This is a genomic window from Kocuria sp. JC486 (assembly GCF_011602805.1).
GTDB classification, from domain to species: domain Bacteria; phylum Actinomycetota; class Actinomycetes; order Actinomycetales; family Micrococcaceae; genus Kocuria; species Kocuria soli.
Genome location: NZ_JAAOZS010000002.1, coordinates 24,285 through 48,131 on the forward strand (window position 1 = coordinate 24,285; position 23,847 = coordinate 48,131).

The 23,847-nt window shown below is 65.9% G+C and carries 18 protein-coding genes and 1 tRNA gene; 8 read left to right on the plus strand and 11 right to left on the minus strand.

Features of this window, described 5'->3' with window-relative positions:
* Positions 1-41 precede the first annotated feature (41 nt).
* From GWK18_RS01375 to GWK18_RS01390, 4 genes are all read right to left on the minus strand, one after another.
* Positions 42-872 carry a hypothetical protein gene (locus GWK18_RS01375; protein ID WP_166832701.1) on the minus strand — a complete coding sequence of 277 codons (831 nt, stop codon included), beginning with the start codon at positions 870-872 and terminating at the stop codon, positions 42-44.
* 1 nt (position 873) lies between these two features.
* The gene (locus tag GWK18_RS01380) at positions 874-2,955 is read right to left on the minus strand and encodes a hypothetical protein (protein WP_166832703.1); all 2,082 of its coding nucleotides are present in this window, start codon (positions 2,953-2,955) and stop codon (positions 874-876) included.
* Between the two features lie 9 nt (positions 2,956-2,964).
* Complete coding sequence (wecB, locus tag GWK18_RS01385) at positions 2,965-4,122, minus strand: UDP-N-acetylglucosamine 2-epimerase (non-hydrolyzing) (RefSeq protein ID WP_123824755.1); 1,158 nt, start codon at positions 4,120-4,122, stop codon at positions 2,965-2,967.
* Positions 4,123-4,221: 99 nt separating this feature from the next.
* Positions 4,222-4,908 (minus strand): response regulator transcription factor, encoded by a 687-nt coding sequence (locus GWK18_RS01390; protein ID WP_166832706.1) that lies wholly within the window; start codon positions 4,906-4,908, stop codon positions 4,222-4,224.
* Between the two features lie 184 nt (positions 4,909-5,092).
* On the opposite strand from GWK18_RS01390, the gene GWK18_RS01395 reads away from it, so the two are divergent.
* The 3 genes from GWK18_RS01395 (at position 5,093) to GWK18_RS01405 (ending at position 7,401) form a co-directional block, all read left to right on the plus strand.
* Complete coding sequence (locus GWK18_RS01395; protein ID WP_166832708.1) at positions 5,093-5,299, plus strand: hypothetical protein; 207 nt, start codon at positions 5,093-5,095, stop codon at positions 5,297-5,299.
* Positions 5,300-5,405: 106 nt separating this feature from the next.
* Entirely contained in the window at positions 5,406-6,620 is a 1,215-nt protein-coding gene (locus GWK18_RS13370; protein ID WP_166832710.1) for a histidine kinase, read from the plus strand.
* A gap of 109 nt (positions 6,621-6,729) precedes the next feature.
* A complete protein-coding gene (locus GWK18_RS01405) occupies positions 6,730-7,401 on the plus strand; it encodes a hypothetical protein (protein ID WP_166832712.1) in 672 nt (223 codons plus the stop codon).
* Here GWK18_RS01405 and GWK18_RS01410 read toward each other — a convergent pair.
* From GWK18_RS01410 to glgC, 5 genes are all read right to left on the minus strand, one after another.
* A complete protein-coding gene (locus GWK18_RS01410; protein WP_166832714.1) occupies positions 7,398-8,177 on the minus strand; it encodes a hypothetical protein in 780 nt (259 codons plus the stop codon). The two genes, GWK18_RS01405 and GWK18_RS01410, sit on opposite strands and share 4 nt — an antisense overlap.
* A 184-nt stretch (positions 8,178-8,361) precedes the next feature.
* The gene (locus tag GWK18_RS01415) at positions 8,362-10,014 is read right to left on the minus strand and encodes an AarF/ABC1/UbiB kinase family protein (RefSeq protein WP_348535797.1); all 1,653 of its coding nucleotides are present in this window, start codon (positions 10,012-10,014) and stop codon (positions 8,362-8,364) included.
* Positions 10,015-10,098: 84 nt separating this feature from the next.
* Entirely contained in the window at positions 10,099-11,340 is a 1,242-nt protein-coding gene (locus GWK18_RS01420; protein WP_209280890.1) for a hypothetical protein, read from the minus strand.
* A 154-nt stretch (positions 11,341-11,494) separates the two neighbouring features.
* Positions 11,495-14,176, minus strand: a complete 2,682-nt coding sequence (pepN, locus tag GWK18_RS01425) for an aminopeptidase N (protein ID WP_166832717.1) — start codon at positions 14,174-14,176, stop codon at positions 11,495-11,497.
* A gap of 111 nt (positions 14,177-14,287) precedes the next feature.
* On the minus strand, positions 14,288-15,526 hold the full coding sequence (glgC, locus tag GWK18_RS01430) for a glucose-1-phosphate adenylyltransferase (RefSeq protein ID WP_123824747.1): 1,239 nt from the start codon (positions 15,524-15,526) through the stop codon (positions 14,288-14,290).
* Positions 15,527-15,742: 216 nt separating this feature from the next.
* Between glgC and glgA the strand changes: the two genes are divergently transcribed.
* Complete coding sequence (glgA, locus tag GWK18_RS01435) at positions 15,743-16,939, plus strand: glycogen synthase (RefSeq protein ID WP_166832719.1); 1,197 nt, start codon at positions 15,743-15,745, stop codon at positions 16,937-16,939.
* A 151-nt stretch (positions 16,940-17,090) separates the two neighbouring features.
* Positions 17,091-17,176 (plus strand) — tRNA-Leu (locus tag GWK18_RS01440).
* A 141-nt stretch (positions 17,177-17,317) separates the two neighbouring features.
* On the opposite strand, the gene GWK18_RS01445 is transcribed toward GWK18_RS01440, so the two are convergent.
* A complete protein-coding gene (locus GWK18_RS01445) occupies positions 17,318-18,424 on the minus strand; it encodes a hypothetical protein (RefSeq protein ID WP_166832721.1) in 1,107 nt (368 codons plus the stop codon).
* A 114-nt stretch (positions 18,425-18,538) separates the two neighbouring features.
* Between GWK18_RS01445 and GWK18_RS01450 the strand changes: the two genes are divergently transcribed.
* Positions 18,539-19,006 carry a DUF3237 domain-containing protein gene (locus GWK18_RS01450; protein ID WP_166832723.1) on the plus strand — a complete coding sequence of 156 codons (468 nt, stop codon included), beginning with the start codon at positions 18,539-18,541 and terminating at the stop codon, positions 19,004-19,006.
* Positions 19,007-19,055: 49 nt separating this feature from the next.
* Here GWK18_RS01450 and GWK18_RS01455 read toward each other — a convergent pair whose 3' ends face one another.
* Positions 19,056-20,264 (minus strand): MFS transporter, encoded by a 1,209-nt coding sequence (locus tag GWK18_RS01455; protein WP_348535798.1) that lies wholly within the window; start codon positions 20,262-20,264, stop codon positions 19,056-19,058.
* Between the two features lie 178 nt (positions 20,265-20,442).
* Here GWK18_RS01455 and arc point away from each other — a divergent pair, with 178 nt between their 5' ends.
* Together arc and dop are read left to right on the plus strand one after the other, a co-directional pair.
* A complete protein-coding gene (gene arc / locus GWK18_RS01460) occupies positions 20,443-22,203 on the plus strand; it encodes a proteasome ATPase (protein WP_166832727.1) in 1,761 nt (586 codons plus the stop codon).
* A complete protein-coding gene (gene dop / locus GWK18_RS01465) occupies positions 22,200-23,846 on the plus strand; it encodes a depupylase/deamidase Dop (protein ID WP_123824741.1) in 1,647 nt (548 codons plus the stop codon). The genes arc and dop overlap by 4 nt, the downstream gene beginning before the upstream one ends.
* Position 23,847: the final 1 nt, after the last annotated feature.

A 23,847-nucleotide genomic window follows, 5' to 3' on the forward strand; every position in this document is an offset into this window, starting at 1 on the left:
TTCAGATCTCCGGAATCACTTACGGGGCCACGTCGTCGGATTCACCCGTTCAGCAATTCGAGGGTCTTCTCCCGCGACAAGGGATTGTGACCGGACTCCTCATCAAAATACGTGTGCAATGTCGAGTTGCCGGCCACCAACGGGCTTTTCTTCAGGAACTCCACCCAAATGGGCATTTGAATGTCCCGGTCGTACTGGCTCGCCACGTTCACCCAATAGTCGATCTGGAGCGGAACACGCCCGCGGGACAAATGGCGCAGGACATTCGTCCGATAGGGCCACCTTTTCCGTACGTCAGCGGCCAGATGCCCCGGAAACCACCGCGTCAGGACATCACGGACCTGGTGGGGGTACCACCGCGTCCAGTCGAACTGGGCGTTGTTCACGATTGCTCGGGCTCGGACGTCGTAGGCCAGGCAAGCCAAAGCGCCAAATCCACCGGCCGAAGACCCGAAGTAGGTCCGCTGCTCCGGCTGCGGGGCGCCGAGGGACTTGGCCAGCAAGAGGATGACCTTGGTGGTCAGGTGCGCAGGCCACACAGGGGGACCGGCCTGCAACCAGTTGAGCGAGATGGCTTCCGGTCCCACCGTACCGGGGTCACACACGAAGATCTGGCTGGCCTGGATGTCCGGCCACCAGGAAGAACGCTGGAAGATCGGCCGACCCTCGGAACGTTCCAGGTCGACCGCACCGTTGTGCAGGATCACGAGTCGAGGACTGTCCCGGCGCACGACGAGCAGGGGAAGTATTGACTCGGGTAAGGCGACATCCACCCTGACAGGCTCGTCCAAGGGGAAAGACTCGGCCGTCAGCGCTGCAACGTCGTCGAGCGCGACGGTTAGCGCGGATTCAACGGCCTTCAACCAGTTCATGTCAACCCATTTTATCGGTGGTTGGCATGGGAACCGTACCGAGCCCCTCGTCGTCCCTCAGCGAGTCGACATCGGGCAGGCAAGGTGCCGTGCCTGTGGGTGTTCCACCGCCGATACCTCCAGGGTCGAAGCGCAGGTGGGACAGTTGGATCCGGGTAGCGTTCTGCCAAGACAGCCTGTCCCGAGCTTTGTGAACCGTTATGCACAACCGGATCCGTTGGCCGCATCGAACATCGTGTACCGCGATGGGAATTCGCCCGACGCGGTACGCCCCGGGGAGGGTCAGCACCACGCGGTCATCGACCGTCACGCTGTAGGAGAAGGAGCGGTCCTTGCCGTCCCCGGACCAGGTCTTGTGCATGTCGAAGAAGAGGTCCCCGTTCTCCGTGCAAACATGCACGGTGCGGTGCACCTGGGTTCCGGCAATGAAGTTTTCCAAGGGGACGTACGCGGACCAGGATTTCATGTCCTCCGGCACCGCCACGGCATGCTCTCGCCCGGAGGGGTCACGGACGATCAACGGGTGATCCATGGGCCACGGCTCCTCCGTGACTGCCGCGCTGGGGACCACCGACGCCGCAGGACGGGCCGGTCCAGGGTGCTCGGTTGCCAAACTGCCGGCGGACAAGCGGGTGTCCCGCGCCACTTCGTAGAGGTTCCTGGTGTCACTCATGCCGAAGAAGTTCAGCACGGGGACAGTGGAATTGATCAGTTCCCCGAACGCGTACGACTCCGCGCGTTGCCGTCGGCTGAACGCCAACAAAGGCTCCAAGATTGCACGTGCACCGATCGGCACGTGCGTGTCGAACGCCAGATCGATTTCGTTGTAGACCTCGCTGGCCCAGCGACCGTTGCGGTATTCCCAGTGCGTCAGGTCGCTGGGAAGATACCCGTGCAGGTCAGAGGAGAGGAGATAGGTCTCCAAGGACCGGTCGAAGTGATCTGCAAGGCTCTCCTTCGGAATCTGGACGCCGGTCGCTGTCGCGCGTTTGACCAACCTCGACCTGACCGCGGCCACAACATCCGTGTCTTCGGGAGCAGCCCATTTGTGCTGCGCTATCTCGAAGGCATTGCCGCGCACGACCAGCAGGTCCGGTTCCGAAAAGTTGGTCAGGTAGTGCGGCAAGAGCCAGCGGCCGTGCACGCCGAGGCTGTTACGGTCGCAGGCCAGAGATTCTTCCGGAGTCAGCGGACGAACACTCTTGTCGGCACGGTAGATGACCCGATGATCCAATCCCAGTAGATCCACCAAGGGCCGGACCAATCGGACATCACCGTTGAGGGCATGGTCCTCGCCGTCATCTGCCGCAGGACTACCCCCGTAGGTGAAGCAGGGGATCGCCGACATCCAGGGCAGGGACAGCGCAAGGACACACCGGGAATCGGCACCTCCACTCAGCGCAAAGCGCAGGGGCGTCACCCCTCGCGCCACGAGTTCCATCTGACGTTGCCACAGCTGCTGCACCCGTACCAGGCGGTCTTCCTCGGAGCGGGCAATCCATGGGTTCGGTCGGAAGGGCCAATGGCGCTCAACCTGGCCGGACAGGACCTCGATCCGGTGGTTGGGAGGTAATGCTTTTCCACCCGTGAATGGGGAAAGATCCCAGGTGTGCGAGGCCTTTACCACTCCGGATGGTTTCAGACCGAAAGTGGATGCCAGGAGATGAGCATGAGAAGCTGCTCCGCCGCCTCCCGCCATGTAGTACACGGAACGGGACCCAACTGCATCGTGATAGATCCATAGTCCGGTCCGACTCACCACCAGGATCAGATGGCGGCCCGCCATCAGGTCCAAGCACTCGAGGAACGCCGATTCCGAATCGTTCAAGGCGTCGGCCAAACGAGCGGCTGCGTCTTTTGTGCGGCTCAGGTTCTCGTCGGTGTCCTCACCGAGGTAATACGCTCGCCCGTGGACCAGCACGATGGTGCCGTCCTCAGCTTCGGCTCGCTGAAGCGGGCGTCTGGAGTCGTAGTGCAGCTCGAACCCACGGCTCAAGGGCAGTCTTCGAAAGCTGGGCGGCAGGTTTTTCGCCAGACCGGACGGCGCCAGACAGAACCCGTACGCGTAGGTCTTCGGATGCACGACTACCCCTTATCCACTGACCCCCGGGTTGAAGTCCTCCAACCGGTCGCCCAGGTCGAACATCTTCTCGATGGCTGCAATGGTACGCGCCGCCGCTTTGCCGTCGCCGTAGGGATTCACCGCATTGGCCATGGCGTCGTAGATCGCATGGTTGTGCAGGAGCGTGTCGACCTCCTCGACGATCCGCTCCTCGTCCGTTCCGATGAGCTTGACCGTTCCGGCGGTCACGGCCTCCGGACGTTCCGTGTTCTCGCGCATGACCAATACGGGCTTCCCCAGCGACGGCGCCTCCTCCTGCACCCCACCGGAGTCCGTGAGGACCACGTCGGCCACGGACAGCATGCGGGTGAACTCGCCGTAGGCCAGGGGTTCGGTGACGTGAACGTTGGGCTTGCCTTCAATGGCGGGAAGCACGGCTTCGCGAACGACCGGGTTCCGGTGGGCCGGCAGGACGATGGTCAGGTCCGGTTCGGCGTCGGCGATCCGCGCCAACGCCCGCCCCACGCCGCGCATGGCCTCTCCTTGGTTCTCACGACGGTGCGTGGTCACCAGGAGCGTCTTGCCCGACCGCTGGGCGATCTCCTCGAGCTGCGGATCGGTGAAAGGCAACGCTTTTGCCACCGTGTGATGCAGGGCGTCGATCACGGTGTTGCCCGTGACCACGACGTCGTCGCCGTTGATCGACTCCGCCTGGAGGTTTCGCTTGGAGATGTCCGTGGGCGCCAGGTGCAGGCTGGTGATCTGCGAGGTGATCCTCCGGTTGGCTTCCTCGGGGAACGGGGAGAACAGATCGAAGGACCTCAACCCGGCCTCGGCGTGAATGACCGGGATACCCCGGTAGAAGGCGGCGATCGCGCCGGCCGTCGACGTCGTCGTGTCACCCTGAACGATCACCGCATCTGGTGCCGATTCCTCGAAGATCGCGTCGAGTCCTTCGACGGTCCGGGTGAGCACACCGTTGAGCGTCTGCCGTGGCTGGATGATGTTGAGGTCGTGATCGGGCGTGATGTCGAAGATCTCGTTGACCTGATCCAGCATTTCGCGGTGCTGCCCTGTCACGGTCACCACGCAATCGAACGAACTCGACTCCTGCAGGGCCTTCACGATCGGGGCCATTTTGATGGCTTCCGGTCGAGTTCCGTAGATGGGCATGATCGTCAAGGTCATGGAGATCTCTTTCCTCCGCTGAATTCAGCAAATCGGTCGAGAGACGGGGCTGTCATGGAGCACAAGCAACCCTACATGCCGCAGACTGCCGCGGGTTCGTCACAATTCGACCATGCCGGCCCTGTGGGCAGAAATAACCAACTGCAACCGGTCACGGACGCCAAACTTGTTGACCAGATGCGTTACGTGTAATTTCACGGACTTTTCCGTGATGCCCAAAGTTTCCGCGATCTCCTTGTTCCGGCAACCTGTGGCCAACTGCCGCAGGACTTCCGCCTCCCGTGCAGTCAGGGTGACGGCGGGCGGCAGTTCGTCGCGTTTGTCGGAGTCCCTCAGGTGCCCCACAACGGCGTCCAACGCGGTGGGGGAGAGCTCCGTACGACCGGAAACAGCACGTCGTACCGTCGTGAGAATTCGCTCCGGGGGATCGGACTTGAGGACGTACCCCAGGGCGCCGGCGCGCAGAGCCGGCACGACGGCGTCGGCGGTCGTGAACGTGGTGATCATGACCACCCGGGTCCTGGGCAACACCCGCAGAAGTTCCGCCGTGGCCTCCACACCGTCCACACGGGGCATCTGGATGTCCATCAGGACGATGTCCGGGCGGAGGCTCTCGGCCATCTGCACCGCTCCGCGTCCATCCGAAGCGGTTCCCACGACCTCCATGTCATCGGCACTACCGACGTAGACCGACAGCGTTTCCCTGACCACCGCCTCGTCATCGGCGATCAGGACCCGGTACTGAGTCCTGGATGCCCGGGTCTGCCGCTCCAGATGTGCGTCCATGTTCACGCCCTCACCGACGGGTTTCGAGATATTTGCCTGCCCGTGACACAAACGCAGGTCAAGCGGGTGTTTTTGGCCGTCACCAGAATATCCTTAGGGCGTGCGCACAGGATGCTGACCAGTAGGAACAGTCCCTGCGAGACCCGCACGCGAGTCAAGTCTCCCACTCGAGCAGGAGTTACCGATGTCCATTCTCACCCGTTCCCGAAAGGCCGCAGCCGCGGCCGCAGTTGCTGGATCCTTGTTCATCAGCGGCGGCCTGGCCACCGCTGCCATCGCACCGTCCATCGGTGCCACCCCGTCCCCTACAACCTCCTCGTCCGTGGTGGAGGCCGAGCCGGGGGTCTTTGTGAGCCTCCTGTGCCAGGCTTTCGGCCGCTGCAGCAGGTGACGTGAGGACAGTATCTGCCTCAACGGGTCCGTTGGCCGTAATTCATCGCCGTTGGCCTGAATTACGCGTCACGGACCCGTTGCCGGTCCCAGGCTTCCTACGCATCGTGGCCAGTGTTCTGGTCGGGATCCTCGGCCTCTTCGACCTGATGCGGTTGACCAGCGATCTGCAGTTCTTTTCCATGACCGGCGGCACCCCGTGGCTCGAACTGCTCGCAATCGTGGCAGGGTCCTACATTCCCCTGATCGCCACGCTCATCGGCCCACGGTTGGGGACGGCAACCATGACGTTCGCCTATGCCATGGCGCTGGTCACACAATCAACCTTCACGGTGATTGTCCCGGGCGTGGCCTGTACCCTGATTCTTTGCATGTGGCTCCGGTGGGGCGTCGGCACCACTGTCGTTGCCACTCAGTGGCTGGCTGCACTGGGTCTGGGAATGTTCGTCCGGGACCCGAACACGTGGGCCGAGGCCCTTGCTTTGTCGGTTTTAGTCGGCTTCGCGGCTCTCCTGGGTTTCACCATCCGCTTCTTCAGGTGCCGGACCCTCCTGTCCGCGCGCACCATCGCCCGCTTGGAGCATGAGGCCGCCATGGTCCGCACGGCCGAGCGCCAGGACCTTGCCCGCGAGCTTCACGACCTCGTGGCCCATGACGTGACGGCCACGGCCCTGCGTGCCAACGCCGGACTGCTCTCCGAGGACCCTGAACTCCAGCGCACGGCCCTGCGAGACATCGCCACCGGTGCCAGCGGAACCATCGCGGACCTGCGGCGCCTGGTGAGCATCCTGCGGGAAGAACCCGTGGGCATCTCCGCCACACGGGTTTCCGCGAACGACGACGGCGCCCAAGGCCCACGCTCCGGTGGCCTGGCCCCACCCACTCCCAACATGTCCTCCGTGCTCACCAGCAGTGTCCAATCCCTCAAGGACTCCGGCTTCGAAGACATCGAGGTGCGGGAGGGCACGGGGTGGGAGCGCGTCGCGACCTCCGTGCGCTCCGCATGTCAGCGAGTGGTCCAGGAAGCGTGCGCGAACATCATCCGGCACGGATCCACGTCCGGGCCGGTGCGGATCCGCGTGGAGATCACGGGGGAATCCGGAACGGATGCCCGAGCGGAAGTCGAAGTGTCCAATGCCCTCGCCCGCACCCGTCGTCGTGAGAAGACCACACCGGATGCCGTGCTGAGCACCGGAGGATTCGGGCTTCTCGGCCTCCGTGAACGTGTGTCGGTCTTCGGCGGGGAGCTGATGAGTGGTCCGATAGACGGACGGTGGATCGTCCGGGCACGTCTGCCTCTTCAGGTGATCGACCTCCGATGATCGCAGGGGCAGGCACCTGCGCCGTCATACTGAGGTCACCTTGCGACCGTGCGCCGGACCGCCACGAGACCGCACAACCATCGATCCGTACAAGCCCAATGGTCACCTCATGAAGCTCAGTCAGTCCGTCGGTTACTCAACGATCCAGCTCAAGATCCAGGATGCCACCGGCCACAATATGATGGTCAACCGGGACGTGTTGCGTCGTACGTACAGCTCCCTCAAGGCTCTCGTGGGTCACTTCTACGAGTCCTCGGTCTCCGCCGACGGTGCGCGTCCTCCCTTTGCGATCTCGTTCATCGAGTCCCAGAACGGCTCCGTCGTGTTCACGATCGAACCTCCCGACCTGCGCCGCGCGCGACACATATTGCCGACACTGGGACTGCTCTCCAGGTTCCCCGCCAGGCCGGCGAAAGCCGCATGGCCCGTGGCTGCCGGAACGGCCCTGCGCGACGCGGTACTCCTGGCCCACGCGGCATCGTTTGTGATCGAGAGCAAGTCGCCCCGCAGTGTTCCCACGTCCACGCCCGGACTGAGCGATCTGTTGAGTTCGCTTGGGCCGCAGCGTCTTCGCTTGCCCAATGCAGTTGCCGAAGCCTTGGGCGACCCCTACATCCAACAGGTACTGCGGGAGTTGTTCGTGGCCGTGCGAGAGGAGGGCGTGGCGTCGATCGTCATCGGCCTGGAGCCCAACGCACCCGAACGCAGGGTCGAATTCGTGGTGCCGGCCGCCGACGACGTGATCCGGTTCGTCGAGGGCGGCCCCCTGACATCGGCCTAGTTCGGCCGCCCCATCCCCGCAATGCCCGTGCCGAAGGCCTGGCGCCGCGTGGTGCGAGTCAGCATCTCCCGCAGGGGGACGTCGTCCATCTCGATCATGGCATCGATGCTGTGGAAGTCTGCGGCCGCCAGAATGTGATGGAACCCTTCAGGCAGATCCACGACGGTCTCCATTCGCCTCGCTGGGTCCGACGGGTCATTCACGAGCACGAGTGAGCGCAACCCGGGGTCATACAACGTGGCCAGCAAGGCCCTATGGATCGCGGCTGCCTCCGGCGTCCCGTCGAACAAGTTCGAGATGAACCCGGGGACCCGGACGGTACGGCGGTCGTCGATCACCATGGTGGAAAAGCCGTCCGCATCGGGCTCCGAACTGATGCGGACCTTGGTTGCCACCAGGATCAACGGGAGGATCTGCACGGTCACGGACACCAATTCAGCACCCCACCGGACCCACCGGGCCATCTGGTCGCGTTTGGCTGCAGGCACGGGTGCGATCGCCCGGGTCAACGGGGGGCGGGGGTCCATGAGGTCCATGTCGATCATGTAGGTGCCCGGGGTCGTCGAACGGTAACTGATCCGGAGTTCGGGCAGATGGTCTTCGAGTCCGTCCTCCTTGGCAAGACGGACCAAACTGCGGTTCATCAACCCCAGCATTCCGTGGCGGGTCCTTTCCAGGACGGCGTCCTCCGGGGTGACGGGCCCGTCGGCCCCTTCAAACCGCACCTCGGCGTCGACACGGGCGAGCAGGGCTTCACCGCGCCGTAGTTGACTCATACGGCTCTCCTCGTCGGCCGGCGGGCAGTGCACGGCCGAGTCGCTTGAATAACGGACTGCGTGCCGTTGGGGCGGCAGGCAGCTACGCAGTGAGTTTACGGTCGTCACGGGAGAGATGTATTCATTAGACTGCAAATAATCGGTGTGTGACCCGCTCGAGATTGGCTTGCCGGGGCCTGTCGGCTCAGCTGGTTCGACGACGACGCGCACGCAGTCCTGCGACCAGTCGACGGGTGCGCGGAGCCGCCGTCGAAACCGCGAGGTAGCCGGAGAGCACCCCGACGGTGCCGGTTCCACCGACGAGCAGGGGAATGCGGAGCCCGCTGAATCGGTCCGGGTCGGAGGCGACCACGTGGGACATCCCGTTGACGGTGGCAGCGATCACGGCACCCGCAATGAGTTGATGTCCGATCTTCTCGGTCTGGTCGAGCAGCGGCTGCAGTTCGTCACCGCGCAGGTGGACGTCGAACCCTCCGTGTTCGAGCACCGTGAGCACTCGGCGCATCACGTCCGGCGCCTCGGCCCCCATCTGGACCGCGTCCTGTATCAAGTCACGGACACGGCCCATCAAGGCGTCCGGGGACAGGCGCTTGAGCACGAACCGTTGGGCGTACGGCTGCATGACCGCAACGAGGTCGAAATCAGGGTCCAGGCCTGTCCCGATGGCTTCGGCCGTCAGAACCATGCGCAGGAAAAGTGCGGATTGCCGGGGGAGCCGGAGGCGGTGGCGGCGCAGGGTGGCCACCAGGTCCGTCATGAGGGCACCGATCCGTACTTCCTGGAGCGGCCGGTTGGCGTATCGCCGCAGCATCGCTTCGATGTCCCGCTCGAGCTTGGCGCGGTCCAGTTGTTCCCCGGAAGTCTCCGTCAGGGCCAACAAGCCGCTTGCAGCCCGGCGGACATTGCCCTGGACCACACCCATCATCAGGGTGACCAGTGAGTCACGGAACTCCTCGGACAGCGTTCCCACCATGCCGAAGTCGATCATGGCGATCGAACCGTCCGGTTGGACGAACAGGTTGCCCGGGTGCGGATCGGCGTGGAAGAACCCGTCCTCGAAGATCATCTTGCACAACGCGTCCGTGGCGGTGACGGCCACCTCGTGGCGGTCGAGTCCGGCGTCGTCGAGCGCTGCGATGTCGCTGATCTTGAGCCCGGTCATGCGCTCGGTGGTCAGGATGCGCGTGGACGTCGCCTCCCAGAACACCTCCGGGACGATCACGGAGGGGTGGGCACCGAAGATCTCCCGCATGCGCTCCGTGTTGCGGGCCTCCGTGAGGTAGTCCATCTCGTCACGCATGGAGGCCGCGAACTCGTCGACCAGCCCGATGAGGTCCTGGTACTGGACTCCCGGCCAGTACCTGGTGAGCAGGACGGCGAGCTCACGCAGGATCTCCAGATCCCGGTTCACCTCGTCGACGATGTTCGGCCGCCGGATCTTGACCACGACCTCGGCGCCGCGGAAGGTCGCCAGGTGCGCCTGACCGATCGAACCCGTCGCCAACGGCACCGGATCGATGTGCTGCAGGATCTCCTCGGCCGCTGATTCGGGTTCCTCGCCCAGCATCTCGCGAATCACGTCCGGCGGGATGGGAGGGGAGGAGTCCTGCAGGAGCGCCAGTTCTGCGGCGTACGCCGGCGGGAGCAGGTCGGGACGGGTGGAGGCCAACTGCCCCAACTTGACGAACGTCGGGCCGAGTTCCTCCAGAGCCAACCGCAGGTGCTCCGGCTGAGGCTGGATCTTCTGAGGATCGATCAGACGAACCTTGCCCAGGTACGAACGCCACTCGGGCTTGAGCCCACCCAGCGCGAACCCGAAGCCGTGCTTCGAGAGCACTTCGAGGATCTGAAGAAGTCGTTCTCGCCTGGAGATCATCCGTCTCTGTCAGTCATCCGTGTCAGCCCTGTCTGTCGGTCGGGGTCAGGAATCGTCGCGCTCGGCGGGGATCTCCGCCGGAGTGGAGGTGGTGTTCCCCGGTGTGGAGACCTTGGTCGTGGGGGACTTGAGGGGCCCGAACAAAGAGCGCAGGTACGCCGCCATCCCGCCCGTGGCGGCGGCCACGATCAGCGCCAGGGCGGACACCAGCGGCTCACGCCCCAGGAAAAGCACGGCCGCCAGCACCAACAGCACGGTGGCTGCCAGAAGCACCCACACCGTTGCCCGGCTGCGTCGGGTCCAGGTCGCGTCCGATGCCGCCCACGCACTTGACCCGGCCGTGGACGTCGACCCCGTGTGGGTGTTGCCGGTCGACCGGGCGGGGGCCACGGGATGCCCGGAGGCAGCCATGCCCTTGCGCCACTTCCGGGAGTTCTTCCCGCGCTCGGCGTCGGTCGGCACGTAGGCATTGGGAATCTCGTAGTCATCCGCTTCGGGCACCAACTCGTCGCCCACCCGCGGCAGCTCTTCGAACCAGGTCGCGTCGATCGCCTCGGGGCGAGCCGCCTGAACGGTCAGCGACACCTCGTAAGCCGATCCGCGGATGGTGCCCCAGGCCGCTGTCAGCAGGTTGTGTTCGAAGGCATGGCGGATGACCGGAATGAACTGTTCCGAGAGCTGAGTGGAGAAGCGCCCGACCACCTGACGTTCGTGCAGCACCTCCACGATGTCCACGTGTTCACCGTGGGCGGTCCGGACCTGGTTGACCTCAAGGGTCAGGAACAGGCGGGCTTCTCCCGACTTGGGCAGAATCGCGTGGAGGTAGGCGGCGTGGTCCTGTTCGTCGAGCACCTTGATCGAAGGGCCCTGGGGGAGCACGGTCGAGCGCTGCGGGGGTGAGTTGACGGGAAACAGCAGGTCCGGAGGGGACAGCTGGACACGGGCCGACGCATCGACTTCCGGAGTACCGTCCGCATCCACCAGCGAGGCCTTGATGATCACGGGCGCCGTCGCGGCGTAACCGGATGCCACCACCCGAGTCACGGCCGGCCAGTACCGGGCGGCGTCGTCCTTGGCGAGGTGCCCCACCTGGTTGTCGTCCACCCGCACGGAAATGGTTTGCGGGTCGAACGGATTGTCGGGTTCGGGGACCAGGGTTGCGGTTCCGGCAAAAGTCTCCACCATCCCGTACGGCAACGAACCGAACACGCGCAGGATCTCCGCGTCGTAGAAGTTCTCCGTCACGATCTCCAGAGAACCGCGGTCGTTCAGGGCATAGGTGGTCATGGTCTCCCTTAGGCCTGAGAGATGGGGAAGCGTGGCCCGCTGGCCAGCCACGGGACGTTGGTGTCCGGACGAGTCTGGACGCAGAACAGTCTTTCACGGATTACATGCATTTCCGCGGATTGTGGCCGCGGTGGGCCGGGTGGGCGACGGCCCGTTACGCGGGCCTTGCGCGCGCCTGGATGGTGAGTCGACGTCGGCGTTCGTCCGCTTGCTCTCGGACCACACGCAGGAGCGCTGCTGGTGCGTCCGAGTGGGTGGTGAGCCATTCCTCCGTGGCTTGCAGAACGGCATCGTTCTCGACGCCCGCGGCAGGGTCCGGTGCGGTCCGGGGATACAGGCCCGCGACCACTCGGGTGGCCATGCCGATCGACCGACTCGCCCACTGCTCCTGGATGACTTCGAAGTACCGAGCGCGGAAGGGAGCCAGAAGGTCGTCGTCGCCCAGCTGGAATCCCGCCGCGGTGGCGCTGAGCAGGTCGTTGGTGAGGTCCGGGCCCAGGACACGGTCCCATGCCTCCTGTTTGGCTTCGGCCGTGGGCCTGGCCGCTTCCGCGCGGGCCCGCCCGATCTGCGCGGGCCTGGAACTGTCGCGATCCGCCTCCGAGCGGATCCAGGTGTCATCGGCGTGGCCCGAGGCCACCAGCCCCGTGAGCAGACGCCAACGGAGTGTGGGCCCGAGCCGCAGACCCGGAAGTGCCACGGAGCCGGCCAGCAGATCACCGGCCCAGGCGGAGAAGGTCCGGTCATGAGCAAGGAGGTGCCCGAACACGCGGGCCAGAGCGCTCTGCCGGTCAGATCCGGGCGGGGCGGACTCCAGCTGGGTGACGACGGCTCGCGTCAGGTCGGTGCTGTGACGGGCCCGACGGGTCACAGGGAGATGGTCGTCCAGGACTTCCAGTGCACGGTCCAGGACGGTCTCGAAGACCACCGATTCCTCTTCCTGGAAGATGTGCTGCAGGACAGCGGTGAGGAAGTCTCCGGGGTCCACCTCCCCGGAGCGCACGGCCGACCACAGCTGTGCCCAGGCCACGGAGCGCGCCATGGGATCCGGGAGGTGTCCCAGGTGCTCCATCAAGTGCTCTGCCTGCCCGGCATCCAGCCGGTACTCGGCGTAGTCCAGGTCGTCGTCGTTGACCAGGACCAGGCCGTGCGCGCCGGTCAACGCCGGGACCGGCAGCGGGTCGCCCGGCTGGTGACCCGCCGGTATCTCCACCAGGACCCGCCGGGTGCGCGCCCAGGCAGTCGCCAAGGACGCGACGGCATCGCTCGCTGAATCCGAGGGCGTGGAAATGCGATCGGTGCCGTAGAGGCCGATGGCCAGCTGGTGTGGTCGGGCGGAGGCCGGGTCCTGCGGGGTCCCGCGAGGCACCAGCACGACCGATTCGATCGGAGAGTCCAAACCTGTGTCCCCTCGGGTGACCGTGACGTCGACCCGGGTGGCGCCCGTGGTGCCCAGCCAGTGCCGGGCCCAGGCCCGTGTGTCCTGATGGGAGGCCTCTTCGAGCGCGGCCAGGAAGTCGGACAGATCGGCTGATCCCCAGGCATGCCGTCGGAAGTACACCCGACAAGCCGCGAAGAACGCGTCCTGACCCACGAAGGCCACCAGCTGCTTGAGCGCTGCGGCACCCTTGGCGTAGGTGATGCCGTCGAAGTTCTGCCGTGCGGCTGCCACGTCCGGAATGTCTGCGAGGATCGGGTGAGTCGTGCTCAGCGCGTCCTGCCGGTAGGCCCAGGCCTTGCGGCGCACCGCGAATCCCGCCCAGGCGCTCGTGAACTCCGTGGCCTCGGCCGAGGCGTATGCCCCCATGTACTCCGCGAAGGACTCCTTGAGCCACAGGTCCTCCCACCAGCGGATGGTCACCAGATCTCCGAAGTACATGTGCGCCATCTCGTGCAGGACCGTGTTGGCCCGGGCCGCGCGCTGTTGGTGGGTGGGGCCGTCGGGGAACAGGTAGTCCTCGGTGAAGGTGACCAACCCGGGGTTCTCCATGGCACCCAGGTTGTACTCGGGGACGAATGCCTGTTCGTAGGAGTCGAACGGGAAGTCGAGGTCGAACAGGCCGGTGTAGAAGTCCAGTCCTTGCCTGGTCAGCTCGAACAGTTCCTCGGCCGGAAGGTGCGGCGCCATGCTGGCCCGGCACCACAGGGTCAACGGCAGCCGCTGATCGCGTCCAGGCACCGAAGATTCCCACGTGCCCGTGACCCGGTGGTAGGGCCCGGCCAGGACAGTGGTCAGGTAGCTCGGGATGGCGGCCGTGGCGGAGAACTCGTGACGCGCCGCTGCCGCGTGACCCGACGCGGCCGGAAGGGGACTGATGCGTACATCTGCCGCGTTGGACGAAACCGACCACCCGGCCGGGGCGTCGACCGTGAACCGCCAGGGGGCACGCAGATCGGGCTGGTCGAAGCAGGGGACCACACGACGCGCGTCGGTCGGCTCGTACTGCGTGTAGAGGTAGGTGGCATCGTCCTCCGGGTCCACGTACCGATGCATTCCCTCACCGGACCGCGAGTACCGGCCGCGACCACGGACGGTCACGGTGTTCGTCGGTTGAAGACCCGAGAGCTCGATCCGCCCCTCCGACACGCACTGTTCCAGGTCGGCCCCGGTCCGCGGCTGGCCGTTGACCTCCAGGGAGTCCACCTCGCCGATGAAGTCCAGGAACGTGGCCTCCACTCCGTTGGCGACTTCGAACTCCCATCGAGCGGTCACCGGGAAGGTCGACATGTCGGGGTCGGAGGCGCCCGTGAGGTCCAGTTGGACGTCGGCACCCAGCAGGGTCAGGTCACGGGAGCGACGGGCTGCGTCAACGCGGGTCAGGTCGTAGTGAGGCACGCGCACAGTCTACGAACGACCAGCGACGACGACGGAAGGGCCCCTCCACCGCCGTGGACCGGGCCCTTCCGCGTTGCACACCGCCGCCCCATAGTGCGTGGGGTCGCGTGCCTACTCGAACTTGTAGTTCTTGGGGATCACCGTGATGCCGGAGTCGGTCACGTGGAGACCACGGGCACGGTCCTCTTCGGCGCTGACGCCCACCCGGACTCCGGGCGGAACCACGACGTTCTTGTCCACGATGCAGCGTTCCACGACGGCGTCCTCCTCCACCCGCACACCCTGCAGGAGCACGGACTTGTCCACCCGGGCGTGGTTGCCCACGAAGACGTTGGGGGAGAGCACCGACTCCTGGACCCGGCTGCCCGCCACGATCACACCGGGGGACAGGATCGAGTCCGTTGCCACGCCACCCTCCTGGTACGGGCCGCGGACCAGCTTGGCGGGCGGTGCGGTGACCTGGTGGGTGTAGAGCGGCCAGGCCTCGTTGTAGAGGTTGAACACGGGCATGGGGCGCAACAGGTCCATGTGGGAGTCGTAGTACGAATCCAAGGTGCCGACGTCGCGCCAGTACTGGCGGTCACGATCGGTGGACCCGGGCACGTCGTTGTTCGTGAAGTCGTAGACCACGGCTTCACCGCGGTCGGCGAAGTACGGCATGATGTCGCCGCCCATGTCGTGGTCGGTGTCCTCGCGGGCCTCGTCCTGACGCAGCGCCTCGACCAGGGCGTCGGTGGAGAACACGTAGTTGCCCATGGACGCCAGGAACTGGGTCGGGTCATCCTCCAGGGGACGGGTCGAGTCCGGCTTCTCCACGAACTGGGTGATCTTGGTGGGGTCGTTCGGGTCCGTTTCGATCACGCCGAAAGACTTGACCAGCTCGAGCGGCTGGCGAACACCGGCCACCGTCGCCTTGGCGCCGGAGGCGATGTGGAAGTCGACCATCTGGGAAAAGTCCATGCGGTAGACGTGATCGGCGCCCACGACCACCACGATGTCCGGACGGGCGTCGTCGATCAGGTTCATCGACTGGAAGATCGCGTTGGCCGACCCCAGGAACCAGTCCTTGCCGTGGCGCTGCTGCGCGGGCACCGAGGCGATGTAGTTGCCCAGCAGCGTCGACAACCGCCAGGTTTCGGACAGGTGCCGGTCCAGGGAGTGGGACTTGTACTGGGTCAGGACCACGATCTGCAGGTACCTGGAGTTCACCAGGTTCGAGAGTGCAAAGTCGATCAACCGGTAGGTGCCACCGAAAGGGACGGCGGGCTTGGCACGGTCCTCGGTCAGGGGCATCAGGCGCTTGCCTTCGCCACCGGCCAGAACAATTGCCAGCACCTTTTCGCGTGCCATGTTCAACCTCTCCAGACGTCGTCGTCGTGAATCCGGGCGGGGGCCCGATGCCGTCGGCGGCCGATTCATCGGATCGCCACGATACAGAGTCCACTCAACCGTGAATCGGGCCGTTCTGGGAAGTTGGCGCGGTCAGATTTCGGCAAGCGTCGCAAAGGTTTCAGAAATGAGCGGCCAGAGTGGGTGCCAGAGAGCCCGGACTGTAGTCTCGATCACGTGCGTATCGACATCGTGTCCAAGGAGTTCCCACCGGCGATCTACGGGGGTGCCGGCGTTCACGTCGCCGAGCTCTCGCGTGTCCTGGCGCCGCTGGTCGAGCTGAATGTCCGCTGCTTCGGGGAACCCCGTGAACCGGATTTCCACGGAGCCCATGTCCAGGCCTACCAGGTCCCCGGAGACCTTCGCGGTCAGAACGCGACGATCGAGACCTTGGGCACGGACCTGGGCATGGTGGGCGACATCGGGGGAGCGGACCTGGTGCATTCGCACACGTGGTACGCCAACATGGCGGGTCACCTGGCTTCCCTCATGCACGGCATCCCACACGTGATCTCCGCCCATTCCCTTGAACCGTTGCGGCCGTGGAAGGCCGAGCAGCTAGGTGGCGGGTACGCCATCTCCTCGTTCGTGGAGAAGACCGCCTACCTCAACGCCGCTGCGGTCATCGCAGTCTCGGACGGAATGCGCAACGACATCCTGCGCTGCTACCCGGAGATCGACCCTGCCAAGGTCCAGGTCGTGCACAACGGCATCGACGTCGCGCAGTGGAATCGGGACGAAGGTACCGACGTCCTGGAAGCCCACGGCATTGACCCCGCCAAGCCGTCCGTGGTCTTCGTGGGCCGCGTGACCCGGCAGAAGGGTGTGCCGTTCCTGCTGCGTGCCGCACTGCAGCTGCCGCCGGAGGTCCAACTCGTGCTGTGCGCCGGTGCGGCAGACACCCCCGAGCTGGCCGCCGAGGTCAACGGTCTGATCGACGAACTCAAGGCCACCCGTGACGGCGTGGTCCTCATCGAGCAGATGCTCCCGCGCCGGGAGGTCATCCAGATCCTGTCCCACGCCACGGCCTTCGCCTGCCCCTCGATCTACGAACCCCTCGGGATCGTCAACCTGGAGGCCATGGCGTGCGGGGCCGCCGTCGTGGCCACCGCCACCGGTGGCATCCCGGAGGTCGTGGTCGACGGCGAGACGGGCCGGTTGGTGGAGATCGAGCAGGTCGACGACGGATCCGGCACCCCGCTGGATCCCGACAAGTTCGTCAACGACTTCGCCGCCGCCCTGACCGAGGTGATTTCCGACCCGGAGCGCGCGCGCCGCATGGGTGAAGCGGGCAGACAGCGGGCCGAGGAACACTTCTCCTGGGAGTCCATCGCCGAACGCACCCTTGAGGTGTATCGCTCGGTCCTTCCCTGACCGTCCTGACCGCGGGGGAACGGGCACCGGCACTGCCGCTCGGCCCACCCTCGCGGTGAACACCTGGACGGCCGGTCTGTGCTAAAGTCGTCGTCGTTGCTCGGCGGCTGACGCGGTTATTTGATGCCCGTGAAGGTCCGTCCGGTCACCTGCGCGGGTGGCGGAATAGGCAGACGCGCTAGCTTGAGGTGCTAGTCCTCGTATTAGAGGGTGGGGGTTCAAGTCCCCCTCCGCGCACACTTGTGATGTCTCACGACATGTGAAACCCCCGAACCCTCATGGGTTCGGGGGTTTTGTCATGCGCGGCAGGGTTGTCGACCACTCGGCTCAGCCGGACTACGCATCCGGCACCGACCACACCGCTTGGCGTCGATCGGGTCAGGCTTCCTGCGGGTCGTCGTCGGTCGCGTAGCGGCGCTGTCTCTCACGCTGCCCGTGGGTGAGCTTCTTCAGATCCGTCCGACTGTCGAAGCTGGACCCCAGGCCACCGGCCACGACCCCCATGGCCGCACTGAGCCACGCGATGTCCAGGTAGTTGGTCAGCTGCACGTCCGAACTGGCCAACAGCGTCGACATGAATCCCGGATCGATGATGATCAGGCCGCCGGCGAAGATCATCACCACCAACGCCAGGTAGAGCGCGACCACGCAGACCAGCAAGGTCAGCACGGTGGAGAAGTTGTACAGCACCACCACGCGGGTCAGCCGTTCGTGGACCGGTTTGTCCCACAGGCCGTTGCTGACGATCAACCACGTGATCATGACGGCGACCGCCACGGCGCCGATGGACAGCAGACGTGCCGTGGACAGGTACTCGGCCATCTGCCAGATCGAGCTGTAGAAGATTCCGAAGGCACCCGTGGCGGCTGCGGCCGCGAGCGCGCTCGACAGCCGGGGAGCGGTCCGCCAGGGGTCGTTGGCCACGGTCATGCCCATGACGGTCCGCGCGGAGCCCAGGAGCCGGTCTGCGCGCAGTGCGAGGTGGCCTCCGGAATCCTGCCGCCAGCGGGTCCACCGCAAGCCGACTTTGCGACCGGGACCGAGTCCGGCCGCCGCCGTCGACCCGTCCTTCGGATGGTCGAGTGGCATGAGCCGGGTGAGGCAGTCCAGCAGGACCGTCAGAATCCGACTCTTGGTGGCCACCGCCCCCAAAGTGGGGCAGGAGATCACCCCGACGTTGTACTCGGGAAAGACTTCTGCCACCAGCGGGTCTTCGCCCGAATGCCGTGGGATCTCAGTCAGCAGGAGCACGGCGTCCACGGCGTCGTACTCGTCGGCAAGGCGCCCGGCAGCCGTGACGTCCAACGTGTTGTCGGGACGCAGTCGGATGGTCTCGGTCCTGGTGATCACGTGGACGTCGCAGTGGTACAGGATGCCCAGACGGGATTCCAAGCGACCCTGGAGTCTCTCGAGTCTGCGGGTGGGGAGCCCAGGATCGCTGATGACCAGGACGGTGCGAGGCCCGGCGCCGACATTCTGACTCATACCGCTAAAGCTACTTAGTGTTTCTGAGTGCGCCGTGCCGGACGGCCCTAGATCCCCTGTGCCGTTCGGAACACCGCACGGCCGATCCCTGAGTGGCAGTGGTAGAACCGGTACATGAGTACGCCACAGGCACCCGCACTGTCCTTCCTGACCACGCTGTCCGTGTCCGTCGGCATGCCGCTCGAGGTGGGCCCCACGGCGGAGGGGTACCGGAGGGTCATCCCCATCACCGGGGGCACGGCCACCGGTCCGGAGTTGAACGGCGTCATCGACCCGGTGGGGGCTGATTTCCAGCTCCTGATCGACGAGACCACCACCCACCTCGAGGCCAAGTACGTCTTGAAGTCCGACGCCGGTGAGCGGATCTACATCACGAACTGGGGCATCCGTACCGGCAGAGCCGAGGACATCGCCCGTTTGGTTCGTGGCGAGGCCGTGGATCCCGAACGGATCTACTTCCGCTGCACGCCGCGTCTGGAATCCCCGGGACCACGCTGGGGATGGCTGGCGGAACGAATCCTGGTCGGCACCGGACGTCGACTCCAGGACCGCGTGGAGATCGACGTCTTCGTTCTCGAGTGATCCCCAGAGGTGCGATGTCGTAGCTCCCGGCGGGATGCCTCAGTGACGTTCAGCCGCGCCGTTGGAGCAGCATGACGCTGACCGCGCACAGCAGGCCGGCCACGACGACGCCCGCCGACCACACCACCACGGACCCCCATCCGAACGCACTCCACAGGTGCGTGGACAGGGTCCCGGACAGGCTGGATCCGGCGTAGTAGAACACCAAGTAGGCACTCGAGGCCTTGGCCGCGCTCAGACCCAGCCGGTGCGCGCGGTCCACGACCCACCCGCTCAGAATCGCGTGGGTGCCCATGAACGCGAACGTCAACATACCCAGTCCGATCAGCACCCCGGCCACGGACACGGGGGTGGTCACCCCTACGGCGGCCCCCATGGCCACCAGACCCAGGACCACGACGAGCGCCCGCCCCACCCGGTCCGCGACCCCTCGGAACACCGCCGGGGCGAGAATGCCGACGGGATAGGCCAGGTACACCACGGCGGATTCGCTGCCCATCGAGAACGGGGGCGCTTCCAGGCGCAGAGACACCGCGTTGTAGGCCCCCACGAACACTGCCATCGCGGCAAAGCCCAGGGCGCACAGCAACGCCACCTGCGTGTTCCGGAGCACCCCGAAGGTCCCGAACAGCACGTCGTGCAGACGAATGTCCGTGCCACCCGGTCGGTCCAGGGGGAGCGCGCAGGCCACCACTGCGCCGATCACCACGGACAGGACGCCGAGCACGTACGCGGAAACCTGCCACCCTCCCAGCTCGGACAGTGGCCCTGGCGCCAGCCGTCCCAGTGCGCCTCCCATGGCCGTGCCCGCGATGTAGAGCGCATTGGCCTTGGGGTGGGCGGCGTTGTCCAGCTTCTCGCGCAGGTAGGCGAGTGCCATGGCAGGAAGGCCGGCCAGCGCCAGGCCTGAGACGGCGCGGAAGGTCAGGAAGACCTCCCAGGTGGGCGCCATGGCGCAGGCGATGGTGAACACACCGGAGACCGTCAAGGATCCGGCCATGACCCAGACCCTGCCGATCACGTCTCCCAAGGGTCCGGCCAGCAGCAGCCCAACCATCATCGCCACCGTCGCCGCGGACAGCGCCGCCCCCGTTACCCCCTCGGGCACCTCGAAGGACCTGGCGAACTGGGGAAGCAACGGCTGGACGAAGTAGATCAGGGCGAAGTTGGCCAACCCCCCGAGCGCCAACACCGACAGAATGCGGCGGTACTGAGCGGAACCGGCGGCAAAGCCCCCGGCAGGCACTCGCGTCGTCACCCTTCTCTGGCTCCTTTCGGCTGCTTCCACCGGCCATTGTGCACACCCGGCGCACGTCGTCGCCCCGACCCTGCGCGGGTCCCGCGAGCGCCTCAGAGGTGACATCACCCACCGCGGGCATACAGTGGGAGGGTACGCGAGTGCCCCACGCCGGGCGGGATCAGGATTGACGACGACGATGACCGACACCACATCCAGCGGCCAGAACACACCTTCAGGGGCAGGGACGAACCCCGGGCCCGCACAGGGATCGGACCACTTCACGCAGCAGTTGGCGACCGCCCATCGCCAGGTGGCCATCGTGCGCGACGAGAAGCGCAACCTGGACCGGCAGCTCTCCTCCGCCGGGCAGCAGAACCAGAAGCTGCGCACCGCACTCGAAGGAGCCCGCGACCAGATCACCCGGCTCAAGAAGGCCCTGGAGCACGACCTCGAGCTCCCGTTGTCGGTCGCCACGCTCATTCGCACGATCCCCGCCGGGGACTCTGCCGGGACCAAGGACCTCAGTGCAGACGTCGTGGTCTCCGGCCGCAACGTCCGCTGCCCCGTCTCCCCGTTGGTTCCACAGGGCGCCCTGGAACCGGGGCGCCAGATCCTGGTGGACGAACGCTCCGTCGTCGTCTCCGTCCTGGGCTACGAACCCACCGGAGAACTGGCCACGGTGCGCGAGGTCGTCGACGCCGCCCGCGTGGTCACCGTGGGGCGCTCGGACGAAGAACGCGTGCTGCGCCTGTCCGGGGCCCTGCGCAAGAACCCGCCGCAGCCGGGCCAGACGGTCACCATCGACCACCGCAACGGGTTCGCCCTGGAAATCGTGAACCGGACGGGCATGGAGGAACTCGTCCTCGAGGAAGTCCCCAACGTCCGGTACCAGGACATCGGCGGACTCGGGGAGGAGATCGAGCAGATCCAGGACGCCGTCGAACTCCCGTTCGTCCACCCCGAGCTGTACCGCCAGCACAAGCTGGCCCCGCCCAAGGGCATCCTGCTGTACGGCCCTCCCGGCAACGGCAAGACCATGATCGCCAAGGCCGTGGCGCGCTCGCTGGCCGAACGTGCCGCGGAGAAGTCGGGGCGTGACCAGGCCAAGGGGTACTTCCTCAACATCAAGGGCCCCGAACTGCTCGACAAGTTCGTGGGGGAGACGGAACGCCAGATCCGCCAGATCTTCACCCGCGCCCGCGAGCAGGCCGCCGCCGGCATTCCGGTCGTGGTCTTCTTCGACGAGATGGATTCCCTGTTCCGTACCCGCGGCTCGGGACTCTCCTCCGACGTGGAGACCACGATCGTCCCGCAGCTGCTCACGGAGATCGACGGAGTGGAGAAGCTCGACAACGTGATCATCGTGGGGGCGACCAACCGCGAGGACATGATCGACCCCGCCGTGCTGCGCCCGGGTCGTCTGGACGTCAAGATCCGCATCGACCGCCCGGATGCCGAGGGCGCCCGCCAGATCTTCGCCCTCTACCTCACCCCCGACCTGCCTCTGCACCAGGAGGAGATCATCAGTGCCGGGTCGCGTGAAGCCGCGATCGAGGCCCTGATCGACGACGGGGTCGAGGCGATGTACGCGCAGACCGACGCCACGCGCTTCCTGGAGATCACGTACAAGGACGGCAAGCGCGAAACCTTGTGGTTCTCGGACTTCGTCTCCGGTGCGGTGATCCGCAACATCGTGGACCGCGCCAAGAAACAGGCCATCAAGGACCTCCTGACCAAGCAGGTCCGCGGTATCACCCGGCAGCACGTGCGCAACGCCGTCGCCCAGGAGTTCATGGAGCAGCAGGACCTCCCGGACACCTCGGACCCGGACGACTGGGCACGCATTTCGGGGCGCCGGGGCGACACCATTGCGGACCTGCGCATCGTCATGCACCGCGGCCCCCGTCCCGACGACGCCCTCGCGACCTCCGCCACGGACGATCGGAGCGATTCGTGAGCGTCCGCCGGGTCATGGGCGCCGAAACGGAGTTCGGCGTCCTCGAACCCAACAACCCGAAGGCCAACGCCACGGTCCTGTCCACCCGCGTGGTCACCGCCTACGCCGCACTGGTGCGACGAGAGCTGGGAGCCACGGGGGACTCCGTCCCGGACTTCGACTACAGCTCGGAAGCACCGCTGCAGGACGCCCGCGGCTTCACCATGGACCGTGCCCAGGCCCATCCCACCCAGCTGACGGACTCCGCTCCGGTGCTGACCAGTGAGGAGATTGCGGCCGAGGCGCTGGCGGAGCAGGGGCTGTGGGAGGACTACGCGGCCCGGATCGTGATGAACACGGTGCTGCCCAACGGCGCACGGTTGTACGTGGACCACTCCCACCCGGAGTACTCCTCACCCGAGGTCATGACGCCCCGGGACGCCGTGCTCTACGACCTGGCCGGTGACGCCGTGGCAGCCACCGTGGTGAAGACCCTCCAGGACTCCGTGGAGAACACCGGCCTGGCACCGATCCATCTCTACAAGAACAACACGGACGGGAAGTCGGCCTCCTACGGTTCCCACGAGAACTACCTCATCCCACGGGAGACCAACCTGGACCGGCTGAACTCGGCCCTGCTGCCGTTCTTCGCCTCCCGCCAGGTCGTGTGCGGCGCGGGTCGCGTGGGCATCGGGCAGGACGGCAGGACACCGGGGTTCCAGATCAGTCAGCGGGCCGACTTCTTCGAGCGGCTGGTCGGGCTCGAGACCACGGTGCGACGCCCCATCGTCAACACCCGCGACGAGCCACACGCCGATGAGTCCCGGTACCGTCGCCTACACGTGATCGTCGGCGACGCCAACCTTTCGCACGTGTCCGAATTGCTCAAGTTCGGCACGACGTCGCTGGTCCTGCGGCTCGTGGAGAACAAGGCGGTTCCCGCGATCGAGCTCTACGACCCCGTGGCCGCCATGCACACCATCAGCCACGATCCGAGCCTGCAGGCCACCGTGCCGCTCAAGGACGGAGGATCCCTCACCGGCGTGCAGATCCAGCGGCTGTTCCTGGAAGCATCCGAGGAACTCGAAGGGCCGTCTCCGGACCAGGACACGGCCGAGATTCTCCAGCTGTGGCGAGAGGTCCTGGACGCCCTCGAGACCGATCCCGGTTCTCTGGCCGACCGACTGGACTGGGTGGCCAAGCTCCAGGTCCTGGAGTCCTACCGGCAACGGGGCAACCTCGGCTGGACCGCACCCCAGCTCGCGGCGATCGACCTGCAGTACCACGACGTCAACCCCGACAAGGGTCTCTACCACCGGCTGGCCGCCGCCGGACGCATCCGGACCTTGTTCTCCGCGGACCAGATCGCCGCCGCGGCCTGGGCACCGCCACCGGACACCCGGGCGGACTTCCGTGGACGGCTGGTGGCCGCGTTCCCCGACGACGTGATCGCCGCCGGATGGGACACCGCGGCGGTTCAGTTCCCGGGCGTACGCCGGGGAGCCCGCATGATCTGGCCCGAACCCACCGCGCTCACGCGGGAGGAGACCCGGGACTGGTGGGCGGCCGACTCCGTGGAGGACTTCATCCGCCGCTTCGAACACGTTCATCCCGAATGGGTGGTTGCCTCCGGCGCCGCCACAGACGACACATCAGGAGATTGAC